The sequence below is a fragment of the Geobacillus sp. FSL K6-0789 genome (assembly GCF_038593135.1).
GTDB classification, from domain to species: Bacteria; Bacillota; Bacilli; order Bacillales; family Anoxybacillaceae; genus Geobacillus; species Geobacillus stearothermophilus.
This window is the reverse complement of the sequence record NZ_CP151966.1, coordinates 1,234,806-1,261,373: the sequence shown is the minus strand read 5'-3', so window position 1 is coordinate 1,261,373 and position 26,568 is coordinate 1,234,806. Positions and strand designations below refer to the sequence as shown.

The window sequence follows — 26,568 nt, the reverse complement described above, 5'->3', positions numbered from 1 at the left end:
GAAATGGGCAGCCAAAGGAGCTCTTGGTCATTTCAAACATCACAGCATCTCCTCCTCTATCATAGACAAAATCCGCTTGATTTGAAACCGTTTTTCCTTCTCGCAAACTCGCTTGTTTGATATGCTAGAAATGGAAGGAGGTGAAGAGGGTGGAAGAAAAAACGTAACTATTCAGCCACATCATAAAGTGAGCTGAATATTTTCTTCTTTCCTTGTCTATGATGTGAATATTGATAGACAAGGAGGTGAATCGCATGTTGACGGTACAACAAGCTGTATTTACAGTTGAGGGCTTAATCGGCAAAGTTCAACAACAAAAGCAGCTCATTACTCACCAGCAACAAGTCATTGAGCAACTGTTGAAAGAAAACAAACAGCTACGCAAAGAAAATGAACAACTGAAGTACCGTGTTCAAGAGCTGGAAGCACGCACGAAAAAAAACAGCTCCAATAGCCATTTGCCCCCATCTTCTGACCGTTTTGAGAAAAAGCGTTCCTCCCGCGAGCCGTCTGGCAAAAAGCCTGGTGGGCAAGAGGGACATGAGGGGAAGACGCTCCGTCAAGTGGAACATCCACATCATCGCATCGTCCACCGTGTGCATACGTGTCAAGGATGTGGAGCTTCTTTGCGTGAAGTCAAACCGTTCAAAGTCGATATCCGTCAAGTGTTTGATGTCCCTCCTGTGGCGATCGAGGTGACACAACATGAACGTGAAGTGAAATCGTGTCCACATTGTCGATGCGTGCAACAAGCCGAATTCCCATCCCATGTCACGAATCATGTGCAATACGGTCCACGGCTCACGGCACTCGTTGTTTATTTACATCATATCCAATTGATCCCGTACAAGCGTTTAAGTGATACAATCGAAGCGTTATATCAACACTCGATTAGTACAGGAACCCTTGCCAATATGGTGAAACGAGGACGCGAAGCGCTGGAATCAAATATGGACATCATCGAAGACGCCTTACTTGAATCCAACATCCTGCATGTCGATGAAACGAGTTTGCGCATCAATGGGAAACTCGCATGGGTGCATGTCGCGTGTACATCGAGATATACATACTTGGCTCCTCACGCTTCTCGTGGAAAAAAAGCGACCGATGAGATCGGGATTCTTCCCCGATATGAAGGGACGATGATGCACGATGCGTTCGGTACGTATCCGAAATACACACATGCCACCCATGCCCTTTGTCATGCCCACCATTTGCGTGAGTTAAAAGGATTCATCGAACAGGGGCATACGTGGGCGATGCGCATGACCACGTTTCTGTTAGCCGCCAAGCAAGCCGTCGAAGCCCATCACGGTGCACTTTCCGAAGAAGAAGCGAGACGGTGGGAACGAGTGTATGATCGCATCCTAGAAAGAGCACAACACCGATTAGAAACGATGACGCCTCTTCCGAAAAAAGCACTCGCTTTTGTTCGACGCCTTCAAAAACGAAAGGAAGAAGCGCTGCGTTTCTTACGTGAAGTACATGTTCCCTTTGACAACAACCAAGCCGAACGCGATCTTCGCATGGTCAAAGTCAAAGAGAACATTTCGGGTACGTTTCGCGAAGAAACATTCGCGCAGTCGTTTTGCATCGCAAGAAGCATCGTTTCCACACTGACGAAACACGAAAAAAACGTGTGGGATTCGTTATGTCTTCTGTTGGCAGGCGAAACGATCGATCGAGTTCTTTCCGCTACCTAGGGCATTTTCTATGACCGAAATGCCCTATTTGTGCTGGGCTTTTTTATACACTAGCACTGGGGTGAATAGTTACGAAAAAACGATATTGGCGCAAATTTTGCAAGTGCTGGATTTGTACGCGGCGGATATGCGCAAGCAGTTCGAAGCGCTCCATGAGAAATTCGACTCGCTCCAACGCCAAGTCCAAGCGTTGAATGAAAAAACGGATGAAATGGACAAGCGCATCGAGGAGATGGATGGACGGTTTGAGCGGCAGATTGCCCAGTTGGAGCGCACCGTGAACGAACGGTTCGAACGGCTCGAAGCGAAACTCGGCCACATCCGCGTCGAACCAGTTGAAACACAAGAAACGGTCGACTTCCACTCCGTCAAAATCGCCCAGCATGATCGAAAAATCCGCCATTTGCTTCACGCTCGATAAATCCTCCACTGCCATCATGCCCCCGCCTTTCCATCAAGGCGGGGGCGTTCGCATCAAGAAAGCTCTCGGGCAAGGTCGGCCGCCAAGGCGGCGTTGTTTTTCACTAAGGCGATGTTTGCTTTTAAGCTTTTGCCTCCGGTTAACGTTTTCACATGGTCAAGCAAAAACGGGGTGACCGCTTTGCCGGTGATGTGCTGCTTTTCTGCTTCCTTGAGCGCTTGTTCGATGATGGCGGTGATATACGACTCCTCGAGCTCCTCTTCTTTTGGGACGGGATTGGCGATCACAACACCGCCGTTTAACCCAAGCTTCCATTTCGTTTCGATGAACTGGGCGATTTCTTCTGCGCTGTCGAGGCGATAGTCGACGCGAAACGGGCTCGTCCGCGAATAGAACGCCGGCAGGACGTCCGTCTGATAGCCGATGACCGGAACGCCGTGCGTCTCGAGGTATTCAAGCGTCAACCCTAAATCCAAAATTGATTTTGCCCCGGCGCAGACGACCGCGACGTTGGTGCGCGAGAGTTCCTGCAAGTCAGCCGAGATGTCCATCGTCTGTTCGGCGCCGCGGTGCACGCCGCCGATGCCGCCGGTCGCAAATACGCGGATGCCCGCCATCTGGGCGCAAATCATCGTCCCCGCCACGGTCGTCGCCCCGTGTTTCTTCATGGCGACGACATACGGCAAGTCGCGGCGGCTCACTTTTTCTACATCGCGGCTTGTCCCGAGCTGTTCAAGTTCGTCTTCGGTCAACCCGATTTTGATGTTTCCGTTTAAAATGGCGATCGTCGCCGGCACGGCGCCGCGGTCGCGGATGATCTGTTCAACCGCTTTCGCCGTTTGCACGTTTTCCGGATACGGCATGCCATGCGAGATGATCGTTGATTCTAAGGCGACAATCGGCTTTTGTTCTGCTTTAGCTTGGGCGACTTCTTCGGAAAAGACGAGAAAATCATTCATCACTTCGTTCCCCCTTCGCGAAAATACCGCGCATAGGCGGCTTGCAACAGGTGTTCATTCAAAGCGGGATGCACCGTTTCGGCCGTTTGCAGCGTAAGCGCCGCGCTGCTCATCCCAAAGCGGCAGGCGTCTTCCACCGTATGTCCGCCTAAGACGCCGTACAAAAATCCAGCCGCAAAGGCGTCGCCCGCTCCGGTGGCGTCGGTGACCTCAACCTTCGGCGCCGCAATCGCTTCTGTTTCCCCTTGCTTGGTGGCGTACGCGACGCCGTTTGCGCCGCGCGTGACGACAACGTTCTGGGCGCCGGCGTGAAGGATCGCTTTCATGATGTCGTCCGTATGCCCATCTTTTCCCACAAATGCCTTCGCCTCCGCTTCATTCGTGACAAACCACGTCACACCAGACAAATCGCTGGGCAATCGCTTCACTTTTGGAACCGACACCGTCACAACACAAAGCGGGATGTCCTCTTGGCGGCATTGTGCAATCACCGAACGAATGACAGCCTTCGGGAAATTCGTGTCAAGCACGACCGCAGAAATCGGACCGAGCCGAGTCCATTGCTGCTTTAGCCATTCTTCCCCTACTGTATCATAAATGGCCATATCCGCCAAGGCGAGAACCATCTCGCCGCGTTCATCGAGCACCGCTGTATACGTCCCGGTGTTCGCTTTTGGCGTTCGCACGATGAAGCTCGTATTGACATATCGGCTCGTCACGTCAACGAGCCACTGTCCATCGCGATCATCGCCAACGGTGCTGACGAGCGAAACAGGTTGAGCAAGCCGTCCTAAGTTTTCGGCGATGTTTCTCGCCACCCCACCCGCGGTTTGCGTCGTGGTGACGGGATGGGACGTGCCGAGCTGAAACGGCGCAAGCAGCCGCGCCTTTCGGTCGACGTTCGCCCCGCCAATGCAGACGATCGAGGCCGCTTGCCGCATGCCTTTTCCCTCCTCTCCCAATGAACACCGCTGTCCTCCTTCCGCTCTCCCAAAACAAGGAAAACGATTTCAAACAAGCAGGCAGCTGCTCTTGTCGAAGCCTCACTGCCCATTGTACCATATGCCGTCCTGCATAAAGAAAGCATCTCGCCAACATGACGGGATGCCGATGTTCGAACGTTTAGTTTTTGTACGCGCAATACGGACGCAACTTGACACCGATCAAGCTGCCAAGGAAAGCAAACACAAACCAAATCCAACCATGGACGCTGAAGGAAGCGATGCCGCTGAAATACGCGCCGATGTTGCAGCCGAACGCCAGCCGGGCGCCGTATCCCATCATCAGGCCGCCGATCAGCGCACCGATCGTCATGCGCGTCGGACGCTTCCACTGAATGGGTTTTGTATAGCGGCCCGCGAGCGCCGCCGCCAATAAGGCGCCGACCATCAAGCTGATGTCCATCACAGTCGTTGTATCGTAGTAGAGTGGATTCGCGAGCGCCTGCCGTTTCGCTTCATCTTGCCAGTACGCCCAAGCAGTCGGATCGACGCCAAACAGCTGCACGAACTTCGCTCCCCAAAGGGCGAAGGCGGACGTAATGCCCCAAGGCTTGCCGCTAATCATCAGCACAAGCGCGTTCGTTACAGCCAAGAGCAACGCCCCGACCAGAAGCGGCCACGGCCCTTTGTAAATCGCTTTCCAGCCATGATGGTTCTCAAGCGATGCAGCAACGCGTTGGCCGTGGCGTCGTTTTTCCATCACCGTCACCGCATAGTAGACGACCGCAAGCAAAACCAACTGAAGCAAAAACCCTCCCAAGGGGCCGAACTCGCCAATGAACGAGAACGGCTTCCATTGCGGCATCTTCGCCCACACGTCAAAGTGGGTCGTCGCAATGACGGAGCCAGCGATGAACCCGATGAGCGTCACGATGCCGTTCGCATCGCCCCCCGCCGATATGGTACAACGTCCCCGACGCGCAGCCGTCGCCAAGCTGCATGCCGATGCCAAACAGAAAAGCGCCGACGATGACCGATACTCCCACGCCAAATACATACCCTGACACCGGGTGCCCGAGCACTGAGCCTTTCACGAGCAGCGGCAAAAACAACGCGCTGGCTGCCGCCATCATGATCATCTGTGCCCGAATGCCTTCCCTTGGCGGTATAGAATAAACTTTCGCCAGGCGGATGTAAAGCCAAAATGCGCCTGGTACAATACAAATCCACCAAACGCTCCCAGCACATACAAAAGCGCCTGTTGCCAGGAAACACGGCTATATAAGAACAACGTGCCACCGATCAATATGAGGATGGAGACCGCAATAATCCACGCAGTCGGATGTTTCGGGGCGTTCGCTGCTTGTTTCGCGCGAACGTCTCGTTGTTGTGCGGTCACTTCCACGATGCGTTCCCCCTTTTGTTTTGGTTGATGAACGTATTCTATAATATATAAAAACCAATTGATTTGCTACGATTTAAGCTAAAAAGTTTCAATGTTGCGGCCGGTCGGGTATAATAGCAGACGAACATTTTCTTCGGAAGGAGATGACCATGTGGAACGAGTTTAAAAAATTCGCCGTCCGCGGCAATGTCATCGATTTAGCCGTTGGGGTGATCATCGGCGGGGCGTTTGGCAAAATCGTTTCCTCGCTCGTCAATGACATCATCATGCCGCTTGTCGGGCTGATTCTAGGCGGCATCAATTTCAGCGATTTGTCTTGGAAAGTCGGCAAAGCGGAAGTGAAATATGGGGCGTTTATCCAAACAGTCGTCGATTTTTTGATCATCGCGTTTTCGATTTTCCTGTTTGTGAAATTGATCAACACGCTGTATGAACGGGTGAAAAAGCAGGAAGAGGTGAAGGAAACCGCACCGACGCTGACGAAAGAGGAGGAGCTATTGACAGAAATTCGCGATTTGTTAAAGCAGCAGCGGGAAACGACGTGAAAGCCTGTCTGGAAGATGGACAGGCTTTCATGGCGCTGAAACTTCTCAATCGGGTTGATGGAATGGCGGCGAACCCGAAAATCGCAGCCAACAGCGGTTCAGGGATTTGCAACAGAAGGGTGAATGGGTAGAACAGGTAACCCAACCAGTCAAACACCGGCGTATATTCAGCGAGCAACAGCCCGATCAGTCCGACTGACATAATGGACGGCAAAATGCCCATCATCATGATGAAGCCATCGCGCAAGTTCTCCCATGTTATGAGTAATGTTAAAAATGGTAAAAAATATTAAAGAAATATAATACCTGAATCCGTGACAGCAGCTCATCAAAAGCACCGGAAAACGTAATCATATCAAGGGTTTAGCCCAGTTTCGGATGTTCACTTATTGAGTGAAAAGCAAAAAGTGTGATATTTGTTGATTTATCAAGCTTTCTCAGCAGTTTGAACGCGTTTTTATCACGGATTCAGGTAATAAAAAACATTACTCTTTACTAAGATACGGATATCTTAGATGGCTGTAACACCACAGCCTCTACTCCATAGCTTTTGTTAAAAGCATTTGGAGATACTTTTTTAATTATTTGATAAGCTCCATTCACGTCTGCATTTATTAAAATCCCTTTATTGGATTTAAATAAACCTCTTTTAATTCTTCTGTTTTTATTATAATTTTCTTTGGTTGGAGCTTCTCCGTCTAAAAATGATGTTCCGCTTGTATAAGACTCTTCAGTTACTATTAACTTAATCCCAACTTCTTCACATGTCACGGATACAGTGGAAAAGCCGGTAGCGATGATCGCCGCTTCTTTCACGGTATATTTGCCTTCTTTGAACACTTTATTAGTGATCAATAACCCAATGGAGTAGCTGCCGACAAAGGAAGCGACGGCGTCGATCAAACGGCGGGCATCGACGGCTTTTGTCATTAAGAAAAAGGCGGTGCCTGGCAAGTGGAACAACCGATATAAAAATAAAATCAATTCTTGAACGATGCGATACAAGACGGGATTGTACAAAATGTCTTGAAAAATGCGCATATACTCCCGCTCGGTTCCGCCGCGGTCAAGGCCGTATGTTTTCATAAACCGGCGGATTTGTGCCAAGATGCTTGTCAGCCGCCGCCTTAGAGTCAAACCGGATGAGCTCCGCCTGCACACAGCGCATGACACAAACGGAGAACGCTGCGGCAGGGAGATGAGCGGCCATGCAAGCACGGAGCGAAACCGCCTCCTCCACTGTTTCTCCTTCACCTCCCATCGACAAAAACCCCCTTCGCCTCGGAATGAGGCGAAAGGGGTCATGAGCCGTTCTTATCATCCAAAGCGAAACCGCTTTGCGGGTGTTAGCACCTTGCCTGCGGCAGGTTGCTGTGGGGTCATCAAGCCCGTTCTCTCGCCCACTCTTGATAAGACGTATGCAATTTATCTTCTATCTTATCGTACATCATCAAAGGCAACAATCGTCATTGTTCGACTTCCGGTTGCTCGGACGTGACGCCGACATCTTTCCACGTCAGTTTCGAGCTCGGGTCAACCGTAAAGTTGGCGACGCGGTTGTTGACGGCATAAATGGACAAACCATACAACGTCGGGATGACCGGAACTTCTTCGTTCATCAGCTGTTGCCATTCACTGTAAATTTTCCGGCGATACTCCTTGTCAAACGCCTGCTCGGAATGGCCTTTTTCCAGCAGCTCATCATTTTTCTCGTTCACCCAACGCGAGTAGTTGAACATGGCGTTGCGGCCGTACAATCCGTACGGGTCGACGTCCGTTCCAGTTGACCAAGCGGCGGCGTAGACATCCACTTTCGGATCGTCTTTTTCGACCATATCGTAGAAGGAGTTGAACTCCGCCAAGCGTCCGTCTACAAGCTGAACATCGAGACCCACATCTTTCCAGCATTGCATATAAAATTTGGCCAGCGGTTCAGCGATGTCCCCACCGCTCATCGCCAAGAAGTTGATCTTGAATTTTTTGCCGTTTGGATCTTCGCGGAGGCCATCGCCATCCACATCTTTATATCCCGCTTCATCCAGCAATTGTTTCGCTTTTTCCGGATTGTACGTATACCCTTTGATGGAACTGTCATGATAGCCCGGGAACGACGGCGGAATGAGCGTGTTCGCCGGGAAGCGCAAACCATGATACAGGCGGTCGGCCACCTCTTGGTTGTTGATGGCGTACGCCATGGCTTGGCGCAGTTTTTTGTTTTGGAATTTCGGATTGTCCATTACGTTTTCCTGCTTTTTCGCATCCCAATGGCCGAGTTTAAAGCCGATATAGCTGTACGACAAACCCACTCTACCGATAAACTGAATGTTTTTCGTCCCTTTCGCGTTCAAATATTGGTCAGTCGGGAACCCAGCGACGTCAATTTCGCCTTTTTTCAGCGCTTGCAGGACGACTTGCGGGCTGACGACTTTCAAAATGACGCCTTCCAAGTTCGGTTTGCCAGCCCAGTAGTCATCATTGCGAACAAACTCTACCGACTCGCCCGGAACGATTTTCTTCACTTTAAACGGACCGAACCCGATCGGTTTTTTCCGGATTTTATCCGATTTCGCCAAGTCTTTGATCGGAATGTCTTTCAAGTAATGCTTCGGCAGCGGATACGCCCAAATGCCAGTCAACACCGACGGATTGGCCTGTTTCCATGTGATCGTCAACGTCTTTTTGTCGATGACTTTAATGCCGGAAATTTTATCCGCTTTGCCGCTGTGATATTCTTCCATCCCGACGATCCCTTGGATGAGCGCATCGCCATAGCGGACGCCGGTGTAATCTTTATGGCCGATGACCAAATACGCATACTCCAAGTCTTCAGCGGTCACCGGCTGGCCGTCATGCCAATTCACATTGTCTTTAATATGGATTGTCATCGTCTTTTTATCATCCGACAACTCATACGTGGCAGCCCCATCATTTGTAATTTCATAGTCACCGTTCGTCCGGAAAAGCGACTCGTCAAAAAATTGCAAAATCTCTGCGTCGGGCGCTCCGGTGTAGAATGCAGAGCTGAGCATCCCTTCAAACGGCGTATCGGACACAAGGCCGTATTTCAACACGCCGCCATCGATGATTTTCCCGTCGTTTTTCACCGTCATCGGGAATTTGCTGATGTCTTCCTTCTGAGCCGCCGGTTTTTCGTTATTGTTGCCCTTTCCGCTCGTTGTGTCGGATTTGCCCGTGCACCCGGCGAGCACGAGCAAGAGCGCGGCGAGAGCCGCCAGCCATTTTCTCTTCACATTTTCTTCCCCCTTATCCTAGTCGTTGTCTTGCATCAGCCGCACGTTTCAGCGCTTGGCCGATGAAATTTATGCACAGCATCATCACTAAAATAAGCAATGACGCAGGCAACCAAACCCACCATTTGTTTTGCAAAACATCCGGGTTGGTCGCATAGCTGACCAACGTCCCTAAGCTCGGCGTGCTCTCCGGCAGCCCGAAGCCAAGATACGTGAGCCCGGACTCGATGCCGATGTTGCCCGCCAAATTTAACGTCAAATTGACGATAATGATCGAGCTGAGGTTGGGCAAAATTTGAAAAATAATGATTTTCCAATCTGGCGTGCCGAGCGTTTTTGACGCGCTGACATAATCCAGCTCGCGCTCGGTCAGCGTTTTGGCGCGGATCAGCCGGGCTTTGCCCGTCCACAAAAACGCGCTCATGATCAAAATGAACGTCAATACATTATATTTAGGCACAATGGCGACAAAAACAATAACGAGCATCAAAAACGGCAGAACGAGAATAAAATCGATGATGCGCATAATGACATTGTCAATCCAGCCGCCGAAATAGCCGGCCACCAATCCGACAATGAGGCCGATCGCCCCAGTGATGAGCGTAATGGCCAGCCCGATCGTAAACGAATTGCGGGCGCCGATGATGAGCTGGCCAAACACGTCGCGCCCTCCGTAGTCTGTGCCAAGCCAGTGTTCCGCTGACGGCGGAGAATAGATGGAAAGAAAATCCACTTTCACGATTTCCTCTTGATCCAAAAAGAGCGACACGCCATAGACGATCGACAAAAGGATTCCTAAAATGATGAGCGAACCAAGCGCGAGCCGATCCCGAACCACCTCCCGCCACATGATCGAAAAGGCGGAAGGGCTTTTCTCGATGTTCGCTCCGGCCGGCGTTGGGCCGCTGATTTCCGCTTTCATGTCAGCTGTCTTCCTCCTTCCCTACTCAATCTGGATGCGCGGGTCGACCGCACTCAAAATGATGTCCGACAACAGCGTGCCCACCAGCGTCGCCAGGCCGGAAATCATGACGAGCGCCGTCACGACGCTGTAATCCCGCTGCATAATCGACTGCGAAAACAGCTGGCCAAGCCCCGGATAGCTGTAGATCGACTCCAAAAACACGGAACCGCCGACAAGCCCGGTGATCTCATACCCTAAAAACGCCGCGATCGGCAAAAACGAATTGCGCAAAATATGGCGCCAATAGATGTGCCGCTCCGGCACGCCTTTCGCCCGCGCCGTTTTCACGAAATCTTTCACTTTCGTATCGACGATTTCGCTGCGCAAATATTGAAGCGTAACGACCGTGTTGATGAGCGCTCCCGACAACGCCGGAAGCATGAGATGGTTCAATTTGCTTAAATAGTAAGCGAGCGTCCCTTCCTCGACCTGAACGTCCACGCTGCCGCCGGTTGGAAACCAGCCAAGGTGAAAACCGAAAATAAACAGCATGATCAAAGCAAAAATGAACATCGGCGTGGCAAACCCGAGATAGCTGTAGCCGACGATCAGCTTATCAGCCCATGTATCTGTCCATCGCCCCGACACGATGCCAAGCGGAATGGCAATCAGGTACGTCAAAATTAAAATCGCCGCCGACAGCAACACCGTATTCCCGATCCGTCCGGCCAGCAGATCAGTGACCGGCTGCTGGTGGATATAGGAAAGGCCGAGATCCCCTTGCAGCATGTTTTTCACCCAACGGATGTATTGAATATGTACCGGATCATTCAAGCCAAGTTTTTCCCGCATTTCCTCAAGCGTCTGCGGATCCATTTTCGGGTTGGCCGCCAGCTGCCCCGTCAGCGCATCGCCCGGCATCGCCTTCGCCAGCAAGAAAATGAGGACGCTCAGCAAAAACAATTGCGGAATCATAATGAGGATTCGCCGTAAAATAAATTTCAGCATCTTCCCGTCTCCCCCTCTTTACGGAATGGCCACCGAGTGCGTCGGCGAAATCGGCTTGAGCGGGTGAGCCCGGCCGTTTTCATCAAAATAGCGGGAATACGACTGCTCATATTCTTTTTCCACTTCGCGGCGAAGCGCCTCCTGCCGGCCGCGTTCGCGCGGATCGGCGTTCGGAATGGCGGAGAGCAGACGTTTCGTATAAATATGTTGAGGATTCGTAAAAATCTCCTCGCTCGTCCCTTCCTCCACGAGCCGGCCGCGGTACATAATGCCGATGCGGTCGCACATATGCCGAATGATCCCTAAATCATGGCTGATGAACAAATACGTCAGCCCGTACTCCTGCTGGATTTCTCTCATGAAATTCAACACTTGCGCCTGCACCGACACATCAAGCGCCGACACCGGCTCATCGGCGATGATGAGCTTCGGATTGAGCGTGAGCGCCCGCGCAATGCCGATGCGTTGGCGCTGTCCGCCGGAAAATTCATGCGGATATTTGTAAATCGACTCCGCGCTCAAGCCGACCCGCTCTAAAACGTATTGCACCTTCTGCCGCTCCTCTTGCGGGGACAGGCGTTCAAAATTGCGGAGCGGCTCGGCGACAATGTCGAGCACACGTTTGCGCGGATTGAGCGAAGAATACGGATCTTGGAAAATCATCTGGATGTCTTTCCGATACGGATGAAACTCGCGGCGGCGAAGCTTTGTCAAATCCGTCCCTTCAAACAGCACTTCCCCGGCCGTGGCGCGGATCAAACCGATAATCGTGCGCCCTGTCGTCGTCTTGCCGCAGCCGGACTCGCCGACGAGCCCGTACGTTTCCCCTTTGTTCAGCGTGAAACTGACATCGTCCACCGCGCGGACATGGTCGACCACCCGGCGAAAAAAACCGCCGCGCACCGGATAGTATACTTTCAAATGGTTGACGTTAAGAAGCGCCATAGCCGATTCCACCTACCGTTTGATCATCGGGAAAATAAAAATGTTGGTAACATGTGCAACGCACCCAGTGCCCCGGCTCCACTTCCCGCAACTTCGGATCCGATTCGTGCTTATCCGCCCCAATCCAGCTGATGCGCGGCTGGAAGCGGCAGCCGCGCCGCGGCAGTTTATGCAGCGGCGGAACGATCCCTTGGATGACGTGGAGTCGTTCCTTTTTCGTCTGCGCAGACGGGATCGACTGCAACAATGAGCGAGTGTATGGATGAAGCGGACGGTGAAAAATGGTATCGACGTCCGCTAACTCAACGATTTCCCCAGCATACATGACCGCCACACGGTCCGCCATTTCCGCCACCACCCCCAAATCATGCGTGATTAAAATAATGCTCGTTTTCATTTGCTGCTGCAACTCTTTGAGCAGCCCTATGATCTGCGCCTGAATCGTCACATCAAGCGCCGTTGTCGGTTCATCGGCGATGAGCAGGGCGGGCTCGCAGGCGATGGCGATCGCGATGACGACCCGCTGCCGCATCCCCCCGGACAACTCGTGCGGATAACGGTGGTACACCTTTTCCGGCTCCGGAATGCCGACTTTGCGAAGCAAAACGATCGTTCGCTTCTTTTTTTCGGCTGCTGACAGCCGCAGATGGTAATCCATGCTTTCTTCGATCTGCCGGCCGACCGTCATGAGTGGATTGAGCGCCGTTAACGGATCCTGAAAGATCATCCCGATTTCTTTGCCGCGGATGCGATTGAGTTCGGCAACGGAGAGCGACAGCAAATTTGTCCCTTTAAAGTGCAGGCGCCCCTCAATTTTTGTCTTTTCGGGCGGGTGGAGACCCATGATCGACAAAGCGAGTGCGCTTTTGCCGCAACCCGACTCCCCGACGAGAGCGACGACTTCGTTCTCTCCGATCGCCAGCGAAACGTCGTCGACCGCCGCATAATAGTCATCACCGATGCGGAAAGAGACTCGCAGCTCCTCAATTTCCAATAACGTTTGCTTTGCCAATGTGTCCTTCTCCCTTTTGTTAGTATTACTAGTTAGATAATATTCTATCATTTTTTTTTGTAAATTCAATTAGTATTCTATCATTTTTTTCGTAAATTCAATATTTATAGAAAGGTTCATCACCAAAAGTTGTACTTGCACCTGTCATGAAAGTATGTTAGCTGTTTCTAGCCGAACCCGCCATGCAAAACGCTGGATATTTCTGTATCCGTATCCCCGACGTTTCATCAGCTTGATCTTGTTATTTGTTCCCTCCATTTTCCCATTTGAATAAGGGGATAAAATGCACGATATGATTTCGTCTGTTCGTTTCAACCACTATTTTTTGGACAATAAATAAGCAGATGCTCCACGAAAGGAACATCTGCCTAAGCAATGAACAAAAAAGTGGAAAAGGACACAGCTTGACCGCGGCCGCCCATTTACGATCGATTATTGCTTTGTTCCCTATAGTTATTTAAACGCCATCGCCGCCCGCACCGCTTTTTTCCAGCCATCGTAGAGCATCGTTCGCTTGTCGTCATCCATCTTCGGCTCAAACCGGCGCTCGAGTTGCCATTGGGCGGCGATGTCATCTCGGCTGTTCCAGTAGCCGACCGCCAGCCCGGCCAAATACGCCGCACCCAAGGCCGTCGTTTCATTCACAACCGGACGTTCGACCGGAACGGCAAGCAAATCGCTCTGGAATTGCATAAGGAAATTGTTTTTCACCGCCCCGCCGTCAACGCGCAACGTGGTCAGCGAGATGCCGGAATCGGCTTCCATGACGGCGAGCACATCTTTTGTCTGGTAAGCAAGCGATTCCAAGGTGGCCCGGATGAAATGCTCTTTCGTTGTGCCGCGCGTGAGGCCAAACACCGCCCCGCGCACCTCGCTGTCCCAATACGGCGTGCCAAGCCCGATGAACGCCGGTACGACATACACCCCGTCGGTCGACTCGACTTTTTCGGCATACGCTTCGCTGTCCGCCGCCGTTTTGATCATCCGCAAGCCGTCGCGCAGCCATTGAATGGCCGAACCGGCGACGAAGATGCTGCCTTCAAGGGCGTATTCGACCTTGCCGTCTATTCCCCAAGCGATCGTCGTGAGCAGCCCGTGTTTTGACGCGACCGCCTTTTCCCCGGTGTTCATGAGCATAAAGCAGCCGGTGCCGTACGTATTTTTCGCCATCCCTTCCGTAAAGCACGCCTGCCCGAACAAGGCCGCCTGCTGGTCGCCTGCGGCTCCCGCGATCGGCACCTCGACGCCAAAGAAGTGATAAGGGGCGGTTTTCGCGTACACTTCCGACGACGGCCGAACCTCAGGAAGCATCGCCTTCGGTACGCCTAGGATATCAAGCAGCTCGTCATCCCACTCGAGCGTATGAATGTTAAACATTAATGTGCGCGACGCGTTCGAGTAATCGGTTACATGGACGCGGCCGCCAGACAGCTTCCAAATGAGCCACGTATCGATCGTGCCGAAAAGCAATTCGCCGCGCTCCGCCCGTTCGCGCGCTCCGTCGACATGATCCAAAATCCATTTCACTTTTGTCCCGGAAAAATAGGCGTCAATAAGCAAGCCGGTTTTTTTGCGGAATAGCGGGTCATACCCTTTCGCTTTCAGTTCATCGCAAATGCCGGCCGTCTGCCGCGACTGCCAGACGATGGCGTTGTAAATCGGGTTGCCGGTGTCTTTCTCCCACACCACCGTCGTCTCCCGCTGGTTCGTAATCCCGATCCCTGCCACTTGTTCCGGCTTCACTTGCGCTTCGGACAAGACGCTGGCAATGACCGCAAGCACCGATCCCCAAATTTCATTGGCGTTGTGCTCAACCCAGCCGGGCTGCGGAAAATATTGCGTAAACTCTTTTTGCGCCATATGGACGATTTCGCCCTTTTGATTGAACAAAATCGCGCGCGAGCTCGTTGTGCCTTGGTCGATGGCTAACATGTATTGATTCATAACCTTCTTCCCCCTTCTCCTTGATGAGCTTGCAATCCCCATATGCCAGCTACAGAGAACGGCGGCTTGTGGCGCTCACTGTCTTTCCGTTTGTCATCTTCGCCGCCGCCAAAACGGCTGCCGTTGCCGCCAGCACTCCCCATAATGCGCCTGACGGTTTTCCCAAGAAAACAGCTTTATACACCAAACTGCCTAGCGCGCCGCCAAGCAGCGGTCCGACGATCGGCACCCATGCGTACGACCAGTTTGATGATCCTTTCCCTGGGATGGGCAGCAAAAAGTGGGCCAACCGAGGCCCAAAGTCGCGGGCCGGATTAATGGCGTATCCCGTAGTGCCGCCGAGCGACAGGCCGATCGCCACGATCAAAAAACCAACGACAAACGGATTAAGCCCATCGGCGAACTGGTTGGCGCCAATGGCCAAGATGGCCAACACCAACACAAACGTGCCGATGATCTCGCTAAGCAAGTTGGCAGCCGCATTCGGCACGGCCGGACCTGTCGCAAACACGCCAAGCTTGACGCCCGGGTCGTCCGTTTCTTTCCAATGCGGCCAATAGTGGAGGTAGACAATGACCGCTCCCATGACGGCTCCAAGCACTTGCGCCGTAATATAGCCCGGCACGTCTTTCCACGGAAAATCACCGGCGAGCGCCAACGCGACTGTCAGCGCTGGATTGAGATGGGCGCCGCTATACTGGCCGACAGCGTATGCGGCCACGGCCACCGCCAACCCCCACCCCATCGTAATAACAATCCAGCCGGAGTTGGCCGCGTATGATTTTTTCAAGTTGACCCCGGCGCATACACCCGCGCCGAAAATGATGAGCAGTGCCGTGCCGATGAGCTCCCCTAAAAATGGCGACATTTGTTCTCTTCCCCCTTTTCTTCATTTCGTGATTTCTTCTTCCATTTCCTGTTTGTCCAGCCCCTCCGGAGGGTGAACCGTTGGGCGAAAAAGCAAAAACCCACACACTTCCCGCCCATCAACGAGGAATATGTGTGGGTCTCCGCTTCTCCACCACAACGTATTAACTTGCTTTTAGCATATCATCTTTTGAAAACGCTGTCAAAATATTTTTTCGGCAAAATTTGCACGTAATCGAAGTCGAGCGTATCGACCGCGTCTTCGATATGAAGGCGGGTGATGAACCGGTACGACCGGCCGGGGCGCGATGGCGGAAAGGTTTCCGGAATCGTGTAGGAAAACGGGATTTCCTTTTTCTCGCTCGGCTTGATCGAAAACGCTCCGGCCGCCGGAATGACGGCGACAATGGCATCCAGTTCCTTGCTGTTTTCGATTGTTTTTTGCACGAGCTCCACATCGAGCCGCTCGATCCTTTGTTCCACCGTTCCGCCGTAAATGTGGACGATCGCTTGAATCATTTCCCCCTGGCGCCATAACGATTTATTTAAGATCAAGTCGACGTGCGCCGACCCGACTCCGACTCTTGACATCATTTTGCGCAATAACACCGTAGTCACCTCTTTGTCTCTCTTGTCATATCATCATACGAAAAAACGAAGCCGCTTGTTTCAACGCGAGCCAAAAAATAAACAGACGATGCTGGCGCGGCACGTCTGCCCCTGGGAGAAACAAGGACGAATGCGGCTTGTTTTGTTATCGCTTACATTCGAGATTACCGCATTCGCCTTCCGCTGTCAATTGGTTATTCGTACACATTTTCGTTTTCGATAATATAATCGATTCGAATGACCGGGACGTCCTGTTGCTCGACTTCCGCGACAATCAAGCCGACGCGGTCATTATAGATGCAAAACATATCCTGCCCTTTGCGAAACGCCGACTCTCCGTACGAAAGAACCATGTGGTAAATTTTATTGTCGCTGAAATAGCGGAGGCTGACCCGGTTGCCCAATCGAACGATCACTTCTTTTCCCGCGATTTTTCCGCGGTACATCCGCTTCTCCCCCTTTTCGTCGTTCCTATTCCAATGTATGGCCGTTGTTGCCCGCTCATGACTTTTTTCTCCCCAGCGGCCCGTTTTCCTTTTCAACGCATTGTTTTTCGGGCCGGCAAACAACTTTTTTCGGAAATTTCCTTTCTTTTGCTTGACGCGGCCACCCGCGGTAGTGTATAGTAAAGTCATCATATAACAGAATATATTTCAGGCATTCAACATGAATACGCATCTTGGATGGCTGTGAAGTATATTTTGTTATTTGATAAAAATCTTGAGGTTAGCCGAACAGGCTAAAGGTATTAGGAGGAATTCAGCATTATGCAACGTGGTAAAGTAAAATGGTTTAACAACGAAAAAGGCTATGGTTTCATCGAAGTGGAAGGCGGTTCGGACGTATTCGTTCACTTCACGGCGATCCAAGGTGAAGGGTTCAAATCGTTGGAAGAAGGCCAAGAAGTTTCGTTTGAAATCGTACAAGGAAACCGCGGACCGCAAGCAGCGAACGTTGTCAAATTATAAGACTTCGTTGACATAGACGAGAGAACGGGAGCGGAAAGAAAGGCATCCTGCACCATCACAGGATGCCTTTTTCATTTGATTGGCATAAATTTCACCAAGCAGCAAACAATAAAGAAAAGGGGGTGTTCATATGGTCAGACGCGATGCCGACGTACATACGGGATACAACGATGTAAAGCAAGTGGAAATGTTCGTCGAAACGGCGGAGAAAATGGTCGGCCAGGCGACGATGCAGCTCGACCCCGAGATGCTTCGCCATGCCGAACAAGCGGTGAAAAACGCCCGCGACCAACTTGCGCGCGCCCGCCAAGAAGCAACGGGCGTCGACGGTGATTTTCTCGCCCGTTGCGAACAAACATTGGCCCACGCCGAACACCAGCTTCGCGAGGCGCGGCAATAACAGCAAAACGATATATATAGATGCAACGAAATCGTTTAACATATCCTTGACGGAAAAGTGGCTCATCCATTTTTGACTGTCGAAGGCAAGCCTATGGCTTGCCTCCGTCACGCTTTAGCGTGACGGAAGACCGAACAACGACTCGCTTAAAGACCCATTCATGGGGCTGAAAGCGGTGTTTGTTCAGTCGTTCGACAGTCGATCCAATGCTCAGTAAAAGCTACAAATGTGAACTACCCACCACCTACGCTTCGCTTAGAGGTGGGGGCTTCAAGCGACTTGTGTGTGTTCGCTGAACGGTAAGCCACACACAAGAACCCTTTACGCTTCCCTTCGTTCCGAAGGTGTCCGTTCTAGCCATATTCTATCCTATTCGTTGGCTAACGCCAACCGAAATTCATCTCCCACTTTCACTGGTGCTGGCGCACCTTCACGTTTAGAAGTAGGAGACTTCTTTCGGAGGGAAGTTAAATTGCATCTATTAAGGCGGAGGACAAAAAGCGATTTCCTTTTGGAGTGAAAAGAAGAACTGCTTTTGAGGTTTCTCCATGTTAAAACGTATGTTCTGTCAATCACCGGCCTTCGCAGCGAATCCGCTTCCTCCGTTCAAACGCCAAAGCTTGCCTGGTCACAGCCGGCACCGCCCCAGGCCCGCGAAAGCGCAGATTGGGACTCCTATCGCCCGCACCAACCGCCTCTTGAAAAAAATTCCTTCATTACCGACGCGAACGCGGCGGCGCTGATAGAAGCATCTCCCCGTACTGCCGCATTTGTTCCCCGACCGTGCATTGCTGGATGCAAAACGATTGGGCGTACGTTTTGCCGTACTCTTTCCGGAACGTGCTTTTTAAAAAGCAGCCATCGCAGTACGTTTCCTCCAGCCAAGCGATTTGGTCCAATATTTCTTTGCGTCGGTTCCGCTTCTTTCCCATACGACCTTACCCTTTCCCTGTCAATTCCGTTCGGCTTGTGATGATCTGCCCTTCAAGCGCCTGGCGGGCGAGCGAATCCGCCTCTTTATTTTGTTTGCGCGAAATCGGCTCGTACGCCGGTTCGATGTGAAGCTCGCGCATTTTCGCTTCAATGCGGTCAAGCCAGATGTTGAAATCATCCTCAAAACACGGCCAATCGCCGGACAGCTGCTTTAACACGACGTGGGAGTCGCCGCGGAACATCACCGGCAAATGATGGACGCCAAGTTCCTCGAGCAGCTGCATGACAAACCAAAACGCCGCATACTCTGCCTCATTATTGGATTTGATTTCGCCGAGCCGGCGGTTGGCGCGCAACCGGTAGCGATGATCGTTTTGCTTATAGTATACGACTGCGCCGGCGCCGCCTTGGGACGTCTCATGGTCAAAGCCGCCGTCGAAATACACAACGATCTCATGCGGCTCGCCGGCGATCTCCTCAAGCAGCTTTTGCAGCTCTTTTTTTGACCACACCGTGCCGTTTCGATCGACGAACTCCACTGTTTTCGTTCGCCCGGTTTTTGCAAAATCATCCGCCAAAGCGAGCGCCTTTTTGGCATCGACCCAATCGGAGACAAGAAACGCCTCTTGTTTTTTCGGCGTGATATACGTCCAGTGGATTTGTACGTCCAACGCATTATCACCCTTCCGCGTGGCGATGATCGGAGCTGGTTTTTATTTTACCACACTTGCGCCCTTGTTCATTACCTAATATTATGCGCAATTTCTTCTTGTATCAACCATTTTGCCGCAGGCGCCCATCTTTTTTCCAAAATATCTATCTTTTTCGGCCTACTTGTGGTACACTAGCGGCTAGCACCCAAAATGAGATGAGGCGCAAGCATATGAAGAGGGAGGATTCGAATTGAAGCGTCAAACCATAGCCGATCTGAGTCTGCTCATGGTGACGTTCGTCTGGGGGGCGACGTTCGTCGTCGTCCAAAATGCCATTTCGTTTTTGGAGCCGTTGTCGTTTAACGCCGTTCGCTTCAGTTTGGCCGGCTTGTTGCTTCTCGCTTGGATGGCTACCGCTTCCCGCCCACTCTTCGGCCAGTTGTCATGGCGAGTCATCGGCGCTGGAGCGTGGATGGGGCTATGGCTGTTTTGCGGCTACGCATTCCAAACGATCGGACTGTTGTATACCACTTCCTCGAAAGCTGGCTTTATTACCGGACTGAGCGTTGTGCTCGTTCCATTGTTTTCCTTTTTGATTTTAAAGCAAAAACCGTCTGTGAATGCGGTCGTTGGAGCGGCACTTGCCGCGTTCGGCCTATATTGGCTGACAGGGGGAGCGGAGCTGTCGTTCAATCAGGGCGATTTCTTTGTCTTTCTTTGTGCTGTTTCCTTTGCCATGCACATTATTGTTACCGGCCGCTATTCCTCTCAGCATTCGACGATGCTGTTGACCATGGTGCAAATTTTTGCCGTCGGCATCCTCTGTTTCTTCTTTGCCTTTTGGTTTGAAGACGCCGCGCAAATGTGGAATATGGCGGTGCTCCGCCGCCCGGAAGTATGGGGGGCGCTCGCTGTGACATCGTTGTTGGCGACGACCGCGGCGTTTCTCATCCAAACGGCGGTGCAAAAATATACGACTCCCGCCCATGTCGCGCTGATTTTCGCCATGGAGCCGGTGTTCGCCGCTTTGACCGCCTACCTTTGGGCTGGAGAGCGGCTGTCGCCATCGGCCTGGCTTGGCGGCGCTGCGATTTTGGCCGGCATGATTTTCGCCGAACTGCCAAGCATGCGCCTCTGGGGCAGACGGTGGCGGGAAAAGCGGAACATCCCATCGTAGCCGCAACGATTGCTCTTAGCGAAAAACAGTGAAGCTTTCCTCCTTTGATTATATTTTGACCAAGGGCGGCCATACTATCCGTAAAGAGCGGAGGTGAGAGCAATGACCAAAAACGGCGGCCGAAACCGCGGCACGAAGGCGCCGGGCGTCAACCCGCAAGGCTTTGGCCAAGACGGAACGTTCACCCCGGATCCAAAAAGCAAGCTTGAGAACGCAGCGAAAAAGCTCAACACAAAATAAAAGCAGGCTTCCCGATATGGGAGCCTGCTTTTTGTCGTTATTGTTTCACTTTCGCCAATTTTTCGCGCAACACCATTTGCAAAATGCCGCCGTGGCGATAGTAGTCGATTTCGACTTCGCTGTCAAAGCGGACGATGACCTCAAATTCTTTCTTCTCACCCGTATCCGGGTTCGTTGCCGTCACTTTGACGAGATCGCGCGGTTTGACGTTTTCATCGATGTGAATGTCGAACACTTCTTTACCCGTCAAGCCGAGCGTCTCCGCATTTTCGCCTTCTTTAAATTGCAGCGGCAGGACGCCCATCAAAACGAGGTTCGAGCGGTGGATGCGCTCAAAGCTTTCGGCGATGACCGTTTTAATGCCGAGCAAGAACGTCCCTTTCGCCGCCCAGTCGCGCGAGCTGCCCATGCCGTAGTCTTTGCCGGCGATGACGACAAGCCCAGTGCCGTCTTGTTTGTATCTCATGCACGCATCGTACATCGACATCACTTCGCCGGTCGGCCAGTACGTCGTATAGCCGCCTTCCGTGCCCGGCGCGATTTGGTTGCGGATGCGGATGTTCGCAAACGTGCCGCGCATCATCACTTCATGGTTGCCGCGCCGCGAACCGTACGAGTTGAAATCTTTCGGCTCGACGCCTTTTGAAATCAAATATTGACCTGCCGGCGTGTTTTTGCCGATCGACCCAGCTGGCGAGATGTGGTCGGTCGTGACCGAGTCGCCGAACTTGCCGACGACGCGCAAGCCGGTGAGCGGTTCAACTTTGCGCACATCCGGCGACAAGCCTTCAAAGAACGGCGGATTTTGAATGTACGTCGAGTTTTCATCCCATTGATAGAGCGGTTCGTCCGTCGTTTCGATCGCATTCCAACGCGGGTTTCCGTCGAACACGCGCTCATATTCTTTGCGGAACAGTTCCGGATCGACCGCCTGTTTGACGACGTCTTTCACTTCTTCCATCGACGGCCAAATGTCGCGGAAATAGACGTCGTTTCCGTCTTTGTCTTTGCCAATCGGCTCGTTAAGCAAGTCAATGTCGACCGTGCCGGCGAGCGCATAGGCGACAACAAGCGGCGGCGATGCCAAATAGTTGCCTTTGACAAGCGGGTGGATGCGGCCTTCAAAGTTCCGGTTGCCGGACAAGACGCTTGTGACAAGCAAGTCGCTTTCCGCAAGCGCTTTTTCAAGCTCCGGCGCAAGCGGACCTGAGTTGCCGATGCATGTCGTGCAGCCGTAGCCGACGATGTTGAAGCCGAGCTGCTCAAGATACGGAAGCAAGCCCGAATCGCGCAAATAGCCGGTGACGACTTTCGAGCCCGGCGCAAGCGACGTTTTCACGTATTTCGGCACTTGCAAGCCTTTCTCGACCGCTTTTTTCGCCACTAAGCCGGCGGCGACGAGAACGTACGGGTTGGATGTATTGGTACAGCTCGTGATCGCCGCGATGACGACCGCACCCGTTTTCAATTTCACTTGTTCGCCGTTTAACTCGACCGTAATTTCCCGCTCCAAATCCGCTTCCGTCAAACCAAAGCCTTGGTTGCCTTGCGGCGCTTTCACCGCATCGCGGAACGACTGTTTCATTTTCGAGAGCGGAATCAAGTCTTGCGGCCGTTTCGGGCCAGACAAATTCGTTTCAATTTCCGACAAGTTGATTTCCACAACATCCGTAAACACCGGCTCCGGTGCATCCGGCGTGTAGAACAGACCGTTCGCTTTGCAATACGCTTCGACGACTTGAACGTGATGTTCGTCGCGGCCGGTCAAACGCAAGTAGTCAAGCGCTTCGGCGTCAACCGGGAAGAAGCCGCACGTCGCCCCGTATTCCGGCGCCATGTTGGCGATCGTCGCCCGGTCGGCAAGCGGCAAAGTCGCCACTCCTGGTCCGAAAAATTCAACGAATTTGCCGACGACGCCTTTTTTCCGCAGCACTTGCGTCACCTTAAGCGCCAGGTCAGTCGCCGTCGCTCCGTCCGGCAGCTTGCCTGTCAAACGGACGCCGATGACTTCCGGAACCGGGAAATACGACGGCTGGCCGAGCATGCCGGCTTCCGCTTCAATACCGCCGACTCCCCAACCGAGGACGCCGAGGCCGTTGATCATCGTCGTATGCGAGTCCGTGCCGACAAGCGTATCCGGGAACGCCTCGTACTCGCCGTTCTCCCCTTCGACCGCGTGAACGACGCTTGCCAAATATTCCAAGTTTACTTGGTGGACGATCCCCGTTGCCGGCGGAACGGCACGATAGTTGTTAAACGCTTTTTGCGCCCATTTCAAAAACTTGTACCGTTCGGCGTTCCGTTTGAATTCCAAATCCATGTTGTACTCCAGCGCATCGTCTGACCCGTAGCGGTCGACTTGCACCGAGTGGTCGATGACGAGATCGACCGGAATTTCCGGGTTGATTTCGTACGGGTCGCCGCCTAGATCCGCCATCGCTTTGCGCATCGAAGCCAAATCAACGACAGCCGGCACGCCCGTGAAGTCTTGCAAAATGACGCGCGACGGCTTAAACGGCACGTCGATGTCCTTCATCTCGGGCGTTCCCCATTTCGCCAAGTTTTCGACGTGCTCTTTCGTAATGACGCGCCCGTCGACTTGGCGGAGCACCGATTCAAGCAACACTTTGATCGAGTACGGCAGGCGGCTCACCTGGCCGATTCCCGCTTTTTCAAGCGCTTGCAAATGGTAATAATTGTATTTTTTACCGTTGACTTCGAATGAAGAACGGGCGTTGAACACATCTTGTTTCGCCATATGTATAACCCCCTTCACTTCACAATAATACTATACTATTTTTTCGCACAAAAGTCGAAAAAATAGCATGAATTCTCCCAATCCCCATAAAGTTCGGCACGACTTTATCTTATTATAGAACAGCACAAGTTGTAAATAATGATTTCCAGTGTCTCACGGGCTGGCTTCCTTAACGGCGGCAAAAGAGGAATAAGGCGCCCGTTTCGTCGCAAACTAGAAGCGGAGGTGAAACGAATGGCAAAGCGAAAAGCAAACCACGTGATCCCTGGCATGAACGCCGCCAAAGCGCAAGGAATGGGGGCCGGCTACAACGAAGAGTTTTCCAATGAACCACTGACAGAAGCACAGCGCCAAAACAACAAAAAACGAAAAAAGAACCAATAGCGTGGCGGCCATTCCTCCATCCCGGACTGCCATAGCATGAAAAAAGGGAATGTCCGCCGCCGGCATTCCCTTACTCGTTTTCATTGACTTCGTCAACGATCGCCTGCAAATCGCTGCGGAATTTTTCGAGCTGCACGCGCTGCGTTTCCGAGGCAACTTCGAGCGCGTTTTCAATTTGGGCGAACGCCTCGTTTACTTCTTGCCGAAGATGGGCCAGCTGGTGGCCGTAGTCGGCTTGATCACGCACCAAGTGATCGTGCCATTCTTTCGCTTCCATCGTCGCCTTTTGCGCTGCTTGAAACGCCTCTTGCTTCGTTTTATGGTAAACCATGGCTCGTCCCTCCTTCGCAGTCATCGCGGTCGTTCACTACTTATCGTTTCAAACCGGGCGCAAATTATGCGCCGAATAAGCGAAAGCACAACGCCGCATGCTAACGGATAAAGGAGGGACAACAAATGACGAACAAAAACGACGGCAAAGATATGCGCAAAAACGCCCCAAAAGGCGACAATCCTGGGCAGCCGGAGCCGCTTGACGGTTCGAAAAAAGTGAAGAACCGCAATCACACGCGGCAAAAACATAACACAAGCCATGATATGTAAACCGCTCGGCTGAAGGGCGGCGTGCCCCCCGTTCCGTTTGCCAAGAAGGAGCGGGGAGCACCGCCTCGTTCAACCGGCAGCAAACGTTGGAGCAACTGTTTTGATGCCGTTTTGTTTACATAATTAAATTATGGTTACATCATTGGTTGCCAAAACTCGTCCGAGTGAAACGGGCGGGTTGGCCTTTACGATTGAATGTGTTCATACAAATCGACGAATTCAGCCGCCAACTCTTTGACGGCAATCGCTGTCATCAAATGGTCTTGGGCGCGCACCATCAGCAGCGTCACAGCCGTAGACTGCCTTCCGGCTGTCGCAACGACGTTTGCAGCTCGTGAGCGGCTTGCCGTTCTGCCCCAGCCTGCTCCAACAGCCGGCGCGCTTCGGATAGTTTCCCCTGCTTGGCGGCGGCGATTGCCTTATGGAGCCATACGTCCAAAAAGAAACAGAGCCTGTCCCGGCTCTGTTCACTTCGCAAAGACATGGTGCCCGATGCGAATCGTCACCGGACGCGATAACATCCACTTGTCTTTTGTGATTTTCGGATTGTAGAAATAAAGCGAGCCACGGCGGTCGTTTGGGAATAAGGCCAGCGCCTTGTCGACCGCCTCGTAATCTTGCTTGGTCGGCTGAATGCGGGTCAATTTCCCCGTTTTCACCGGCACAAACGCATAGCCGGATTTCGTTTTTTGATAAATGACGCCGCGCACCGTCTTTGGAAACTCTGGGTGCGTTGTACGGTTTAAAACGACAAGCGCCACTTCCACCTTGCCGGCAAACGGCTCGCTCGAGCCGGTCTCCGCCTGCACGAGCTGAGCAAGCAGCTTTCGGTCGGCGGCGGTGAGCGAAATCACCTTTTTGCCGGCTGATGCCAAGGCGGGACGCTTCGCAGCCGCCGGGACTTTCAATTTCGCGCCAATGCGGATCGTATCCGTTTTTAAACTGTTCAGCGATTTTAGTGAAGCCACCGTTGTATGATATTGTTTGGCGATTTTCGACAGCGTATCGCCTTTTTTCACTTGGTAGTATGTATAAGGAGCCCGCCGCTTCCGCCAGCACCGATTGTGAACCAAGCGCCAGACTGCAAGTTATGGCCAGCGCTGCAATTGTTTTCTTCATTTCCATCATCCACCTTGCCTCCATCGTTCTTCCTGTTTCTCTTTTCTTACTAGATTAACAGGCAAAACTAGGCGCGTCACTGTCTTTCATTTCCAGACGAGCGGGTAGCCTATTTCAAAACCGTTGACGCTCTAGGACGGGGCAGGCATCTTTACAGTTGCGTTACAGTTGCGTTACGGACCGTAACAGAATGCTGGACGCGCTCTCAATGCTTGCCAAACCTTGCGCTTTTCGACATAATAATAGACGAAACTTGTCCTCTGCCGCCCTGCTTGTTGCGGACAGCAGAAGACAAACTCTCGATCAGTAGTTGGGGTGGTCATCGTGCTGACCGGATGGTTTCTTTGGTTTATTTTGGTTTGGGTTGTCTTTTTGCTTGTCATGATGTCGATCGGCGGCTTTTTTATGTTCCGCAAATTTTTGAAACGACTGCCGAAAGAAGATGGAAAATCGGAACTCGACTGGCAGGAGTATTATATTGAGCAGACGCGCCATTTATGGGGGGATGAAGAAAAGGCGCTGCTTGAGGAGCTTGTCCGCCCTGTGCCCGAACTGTTTCGCGACGTGGCCCGGCAAAAAATCGCCGGCAAAATCGGCGAGCTTGCCTTGAAGGAGCAGGCGCCGCGCATCACACGCGATTTGCTCATTCGCGGCTACATCATCGCAACCCCCAAGCGCGATCATAAATTTTTGATCCGGACGTTGCAAGCGAAAAACATCGATCTCGCCCCATATCAACATTTGTTGGAAAGCCGCTGACGCTCATCCGAACCGACAGATGAGACGGCGGCTTTTTCACCATTTCGCCTCGCGGCTCGC

General features: G+C 52.3%; 26 protein-coding genes, 7 pseudogenes and 1 riboswitch. Of the genes and pseudogenes, 10 read left to right on the top strand and 23 right to left on the bottom strand.

What is annotated here, in order from left to right:
• Positions 1-254: 254 nt before the first annotated feature.
• Positions 255-1,703 carry an IS66-like element ISGst1 family transposase gene (locus NSQ51_RS06620; RefSeq protein WP_342462708.1) on the top strand — a complete coding sequence of 483 codons (1,449 nt, stop codon included), beginning with the start codon at positions 255-257 and terminating at the stop codon, positions 1,701-1,703.
• Positions 1,704-1,830: 127 nt separating this feature from the next.
• The gene (locus NSQ51_RS06615) at positions 1,831-2,124 is read left to right on the top strand and encodes a hypothetical protein (protein ID WP_235434242.1); all 294 of its coding nucleotides are present in this window, start codon (positions 1,831-1,833) and stop codon (positions 2,122-2,124) included.
• Positions 2,125-2,177: 53 nt separating this feature from the next.
• Here the strand turns inward: NSQ51_RS06615 and NSQ51_RS06610 are convergent, their stop codons facing one another.
• The 4 genes and pseudogenes from NSQ51_RS06610 to NSQ51_RS06595 all read right to left on the bottom strand — a co-directional run bounded on the left by NSQ51_RS06610 (position 2,178) and on the right by NSQ51_RS06595 (position 5,429).
• Positions 2,178-3,083 (bottom strand): pseudouridine-5'-phosphate glycosidase, encoded by a 906-nt coding sequence (locus tag NSQ51_RS06610; protein WP_049625301.1) that lies wholly within the window; start codon positions 3,081-3,083, stop codon positions 2,178-2,180.
• Positions 3,083-4,024, bottom strand: coding sequence for a carbohydrate kinase family protein (locus NSQ51_RS06605; protein WP_049626779.1), 942 nt, complete (start codon positions 4,022-4,024; stop codon positions 3,083-3,085). The genes NSQ51_RS06610 and NSQ51_RS06605 overlap by 1 nt, the downstream gene beginning before the upstream one ends.
• Positions 4,025-4,205: 181 nt before the next feature.
• Positions 4,206-5,154, bottom strand: a pseudogene (locus tag NSQ51_RS06600) (YeeE/YedE thiosulfate transporter family protein).
• A gap of 5 nt (positions 5,155-5,159) precedes the next feature.
• A complete protein-coding gene (locus NSQ51_RS06595; protein WP_259463633.1) occupies positions 5,160-5,429 on the bottom strand; it encodes a hypothetical protein in 270 nt (89 codons plus the stop codon).
• 149 nt (positions 5,430-5,578) lie between these two features.
• Here NSQ51_RS06595 and mscL point away from each other — a divergent pair, with 149 nt between their 5' ends.
• The gene (gene mscL, locus NSQ51_RS06590) at positions 5,579-5,974 is read left to right on the top strand and encodes a large conductance mechanosensitive channel protein MscL (protein WP_063166175.1); all 396 of its coding nucleotides are present in this window, start codon (positions 5,579-5,581) and stop codon (positions 5,972-5,974) included.
• 82 nt (positions 5,975-6,056) lie between these two features.
• On the opposite strand, the pseudogene NSQ51_RS06585 reads toward mscL, so the two are convergent.
• The 13 genes and pseudogenes from NSQ51_RS06585 to NSQ51_RS06525 form a co-directional block, all read right to left on the bottom strand.
• A pseudogene (locus NSQ51_RS06585) lies at positions 6,057-6,224 on the bottom strand (YjiH family protein); the annotation flags it as partial.
• Positions 6,225-6,739: 515 nt separating this feature from the next.
• Positions 6,740-6,874 (bottom strand): annotated as a pseudogene (locus tag NSQ51_RS06580) (YjiH family protein); the annotation flags it as partial.
• 54 nt (positions 6,875-6,928) lie between these two features.
• Positions 6,929-7,105: pseudogene (locus NSQ51_RS06575) on the bottom strand (AraC family transcriptional regulator); the annotation flags it as partial.
• Between the two features lie 180 nt (positions 7,106-7,285).
• Positions 7,286-7,390, bottom strand: a riboswitch (SAM riboswitch).
• Between the two features lie 50 nt (positions 7,391-7,440).
• Complete coding sequence (gene opp4A / locus NSQ51_RS06570) at positions 7,441-9,225, bottom strand: oligopeptide ABC transporter substrate-binding protein (RefSeq protein ID WP_121649977.1); 1,785 nt, start codon at positions 9,223-9,225, stop codon at positions 7,441-7,443.
• A 13-nt stretch (positions 9,226-9,238) separates the two neighbouring features.
• Positions 9,239-10,147: an ABC transporter permease gene (locus NSQ51_RS06565; protein WP_049625311.1), complete on the bottom strand. Its 909-nt coding sequence runs from the start codon at positions 10,145-10,147 to the stop codon at positions 9,239-9,241.
• Between the two features lie 21 nt (positions 10,148-10,168).
• Complete coding sequence (gene opp4B / locus NSQ51_RS06560; RefSeq protein WP_121649976.1) at positions 10,169-11,137, bottom strand: oligopeptide ABC transporter permease; 969 nt, start codon at positions 11,135-11,137, stop codon at positions 10,169-10,171.
• A gap of 18 nt (positions 11,138-11,155) precedes the next feature.
• Positions 11,156-12,082, bottom strand: coding sequence for an ATP-binding cassette domain-containing protein (locus NSQ51_RS06555; protein ID WP_061580709.1), 927 nt, complete (start codon positions 12,080-12,082; stop codon positions 11,156-11,158).
• Positions 12,069-13,094: an ABC transporter ATP-binding protein gene (locus NSQ51_RS06550; protein ID WP_033015554.1), complete on the bottom strand. Its 1,026-nt coding sequence runs from the start codon at positions 13,092-13,094 to the stop codon at positions 12,069-12,071. Before NSQ51_RS06550 ends, NSQ51_RS06555 begins: the two co-directional genes overlap by 14 nt.
• 144 nt (positions 13,095-13,238) lie before the next feature.
• A pseudogene (locus NSQ51_RS06545) lies at positions 13,239-13,409 on the bottom strand (transposase); the annotation flags it as partial.
• 138 nt (positions 13,410-13,547) lie between these two features.
• On the bottom strand, positions 13,548-15,038 hold the full coding sequence (gene glpK, locus NSQ51_RS06540) for a glycerol kinase GlpK (protein ID WP_033015553.1): 1,491 nt from the start codon (positions 15,036-15,038) through the stop codon (positions 13,548-13,550).
• Between the two features lie 49 nt (positions 15,039-15,087).
• A complete protein-coding gene (locus NSQ51_RS06535) occupies positions 15,088-15,906 on the bottom strand; it encodes an MIP/aquaporin family protein (RefSeq protein ID WP_033015552.1) in 819 nt (272 codons plus the stop codon).
• Between the two features lie 182 nt (positions 15,907-16,088).
• The gene (locus NSQ51_RS06530; RefSeq protein WP_049625439.1) at positions 16,089-16,514 is read right to left on the bottom strand and encodes a sporulation protein; all 426 of its coding nucleotides are present in this window, start codon (positions 16,512-16,514) and stop codon (positions 16,089-16,091) included.
• 194 nt (positions 16,515-16,708) lie between these two features.
• Positions 16,709-16,960, bottom strand: coding sequence for a hypothetical protein (locus NSQ51_RS06525; protein ID WP_033015581.1), 252 nt, complete (start codon positions 16,958-16,960; stop codon positions 16,709-16,711).
• 321 nt (positions 16,961-17,281) lie between these two features.
• Here NSQ51_RS06525 and cspD point away from each other — a divergent pair, with 321 nt between their 5' ends.
• A complete protein-coding gene (gene cspD, locus NSQ51_RS06520; RefSeq protein WP_033015550.1) occupies positions 17,282-17,482 on the top strand; it encodes a cold-shock protein CspD in 201 nt (66 codons plus the stop codon).
• Positions 17,483-17,612: 130 nt separating this feature from the next.
• Positions 17,613-17,882, top strand: coding sequence for a DUF2564 family protein (locus tag NSQ51_RS06515; protein WP_121649975.1), 270 nt, complete (start codon positions 17,613-17,615; stop codon positions 17,880-17,882).
• Positions 17,883-18,598: 716 nt separating this feature from the next.
• Here the strand turns inward: NSQ51_RS06515 and NSQ51_RS06510 are convergent.
• The gene (locus NSQ51_RS06510; protein WP_011230850.1) at positions 18,599-18,814 is read right to left on the bottom strand and encodes a zinc-finger domain-containing protein; all 216 of its coding nucleotides are present in this window, start codon (positions 18,812-18,814) and stop codon (positions 18,599-18,601) included.
• Between the two features lie 6 nt (positions 18,815-18,820).
• Entirely contained in the window at positions 18,821-19,486 is a 666-nt protein-coding gene (locus tag NSQ51_RS06505) for a ribonuclease H family protein (RefSeq protein WP_049625438.1), read from the bottom strand.
• A gap of 232 nt (positions 19,487-19,718) precedes the next feature.
• Here NSQ51_RS06505 and NSQ51_RS06500 point away from each other — a divergent pair, with 232 nt between their 5' ends.
• On the top strand, positions 19,719-20,645 hold the full coding sequence (locus NSQ51_RS06500; protein WP_033015154.1) for a DMT family transporter: 927 nt from the start codon (positions 19,719-19,721) through the stop codon (positions 20,643-20,645).
• Between the two features lie 102 nt (positions 20,646-20,747).
• Positions 20,748-20,885: a small, acid-soluble spore protein L gene (gene sspL, locus NSQ51_RS06495; protein ID WP_011230846.1), complete on the top strand. Its 138-nt coding sequence runs from the start codon at positions 20,748-20,750 to the stop codon at positions 20,883-20,885.
• 37 nt (positions 20,886-20,922) lie between these two features.
• Here the strand turns inward: sspL and acnA are convergent, their stop codons facing one another.
• Positions 20,923-23,643 (bottom strand): aconitate hydratase AcnA, encoded by a 2,721-nt coding sequence (acnA, locus tag NSQ51_RS06490; RefSeq protein ID WP_049625437.1) that lies wholly within the window; start codon positions 23,641-23,643, stop codon positions 20,923-20,925.
• A gap of 234 nt (positions 23,644-23,877) precedes the next feature.
• Between acnA and sspO the strand changes: the two genes are divergently transcribed.
• A complete protein-coding gene (sspO, locus tag NSQ51_RS06485; RefSeq protein WP_008879509.1) occupies positions 23,878-24,027 on the top strand; it encodes a small acid-soluble spore protein O in 150 nt (49 codons plus the stop codon).
• 70 nt (positions 24,028-24,097) lie between these two features.
• Here the strand turns inward: sspO and NSQ51_RS06480 are convergent, their stop codons facing one another.
• Positions 24,098-24,358 carry a hypothetical protein gene (locus NSQ51_RS06480; RefSeq protein WP_011230844.1) on the bottom strand — a complete coding sequence of 87 codons (261 nt, stop codon included), beginning with the start codon at positions 24,356-24,358 and terminating at the stop codon, positions 24,098-24,100.
• 125 nt (positions 24,359-24,483) lie between these two features.
• On the opposite strand from NSQ51_RS06480, the gene NSQ51_RS06475 reads away from it, so the two are divergent.
• The gene (locus tag NSQ51_RS06475) at positions 24,484-24,630 is read left to right on the top strand and encodes a small acid-soluble spore protein P (RefSeq protein ID WP_011230843.1); all 147 of its coding nucleotides are present in this window, start codon (positions 24,484-24,486) and stop codon (positions 24,628-24,630) included.
• A gap of 185 nt (positions 24,631-24,815) precedes the next feature.
• Here NSQ51_RS06475 and NSQ51_RS06470 read toward each other — a convergent pair.
• Positions 24,816-25,114 (bottom strand): annotated as a pseudogene (locus NSQ51_RS06470) (PTS lactose/cellobiose transporter subunit IIA).
• Positions 25,098-25,749: pseudogene (locus NSQ51_RS06465) on the bottom strand (cell wall hydrolase). The pseudogenes NSQ51_RS06470 and NSQ51_RS06465 overlap by 17 nt, the downstream one beginning before the upstream one ends.
• 324 nt (positions 25,750-26,073) lie before the next feature.
• Between NSQ51_RS06465 and NSQ51_RS06460 the strand changes: the two are divergent.
• Complete coding sequence (locus NSQ51_RS06460; RefSeq protein WP_033015157.1) at positions 26,074-26,508, top strand: DUF2621 domain-containing protein; 435 nt, start codon at positions 26,074-26,076, stop codon at positions 26,506-26,508.
• The last annotated feature ends 60 nt before the right edge of the window (positions 26,509-26,568 follow it).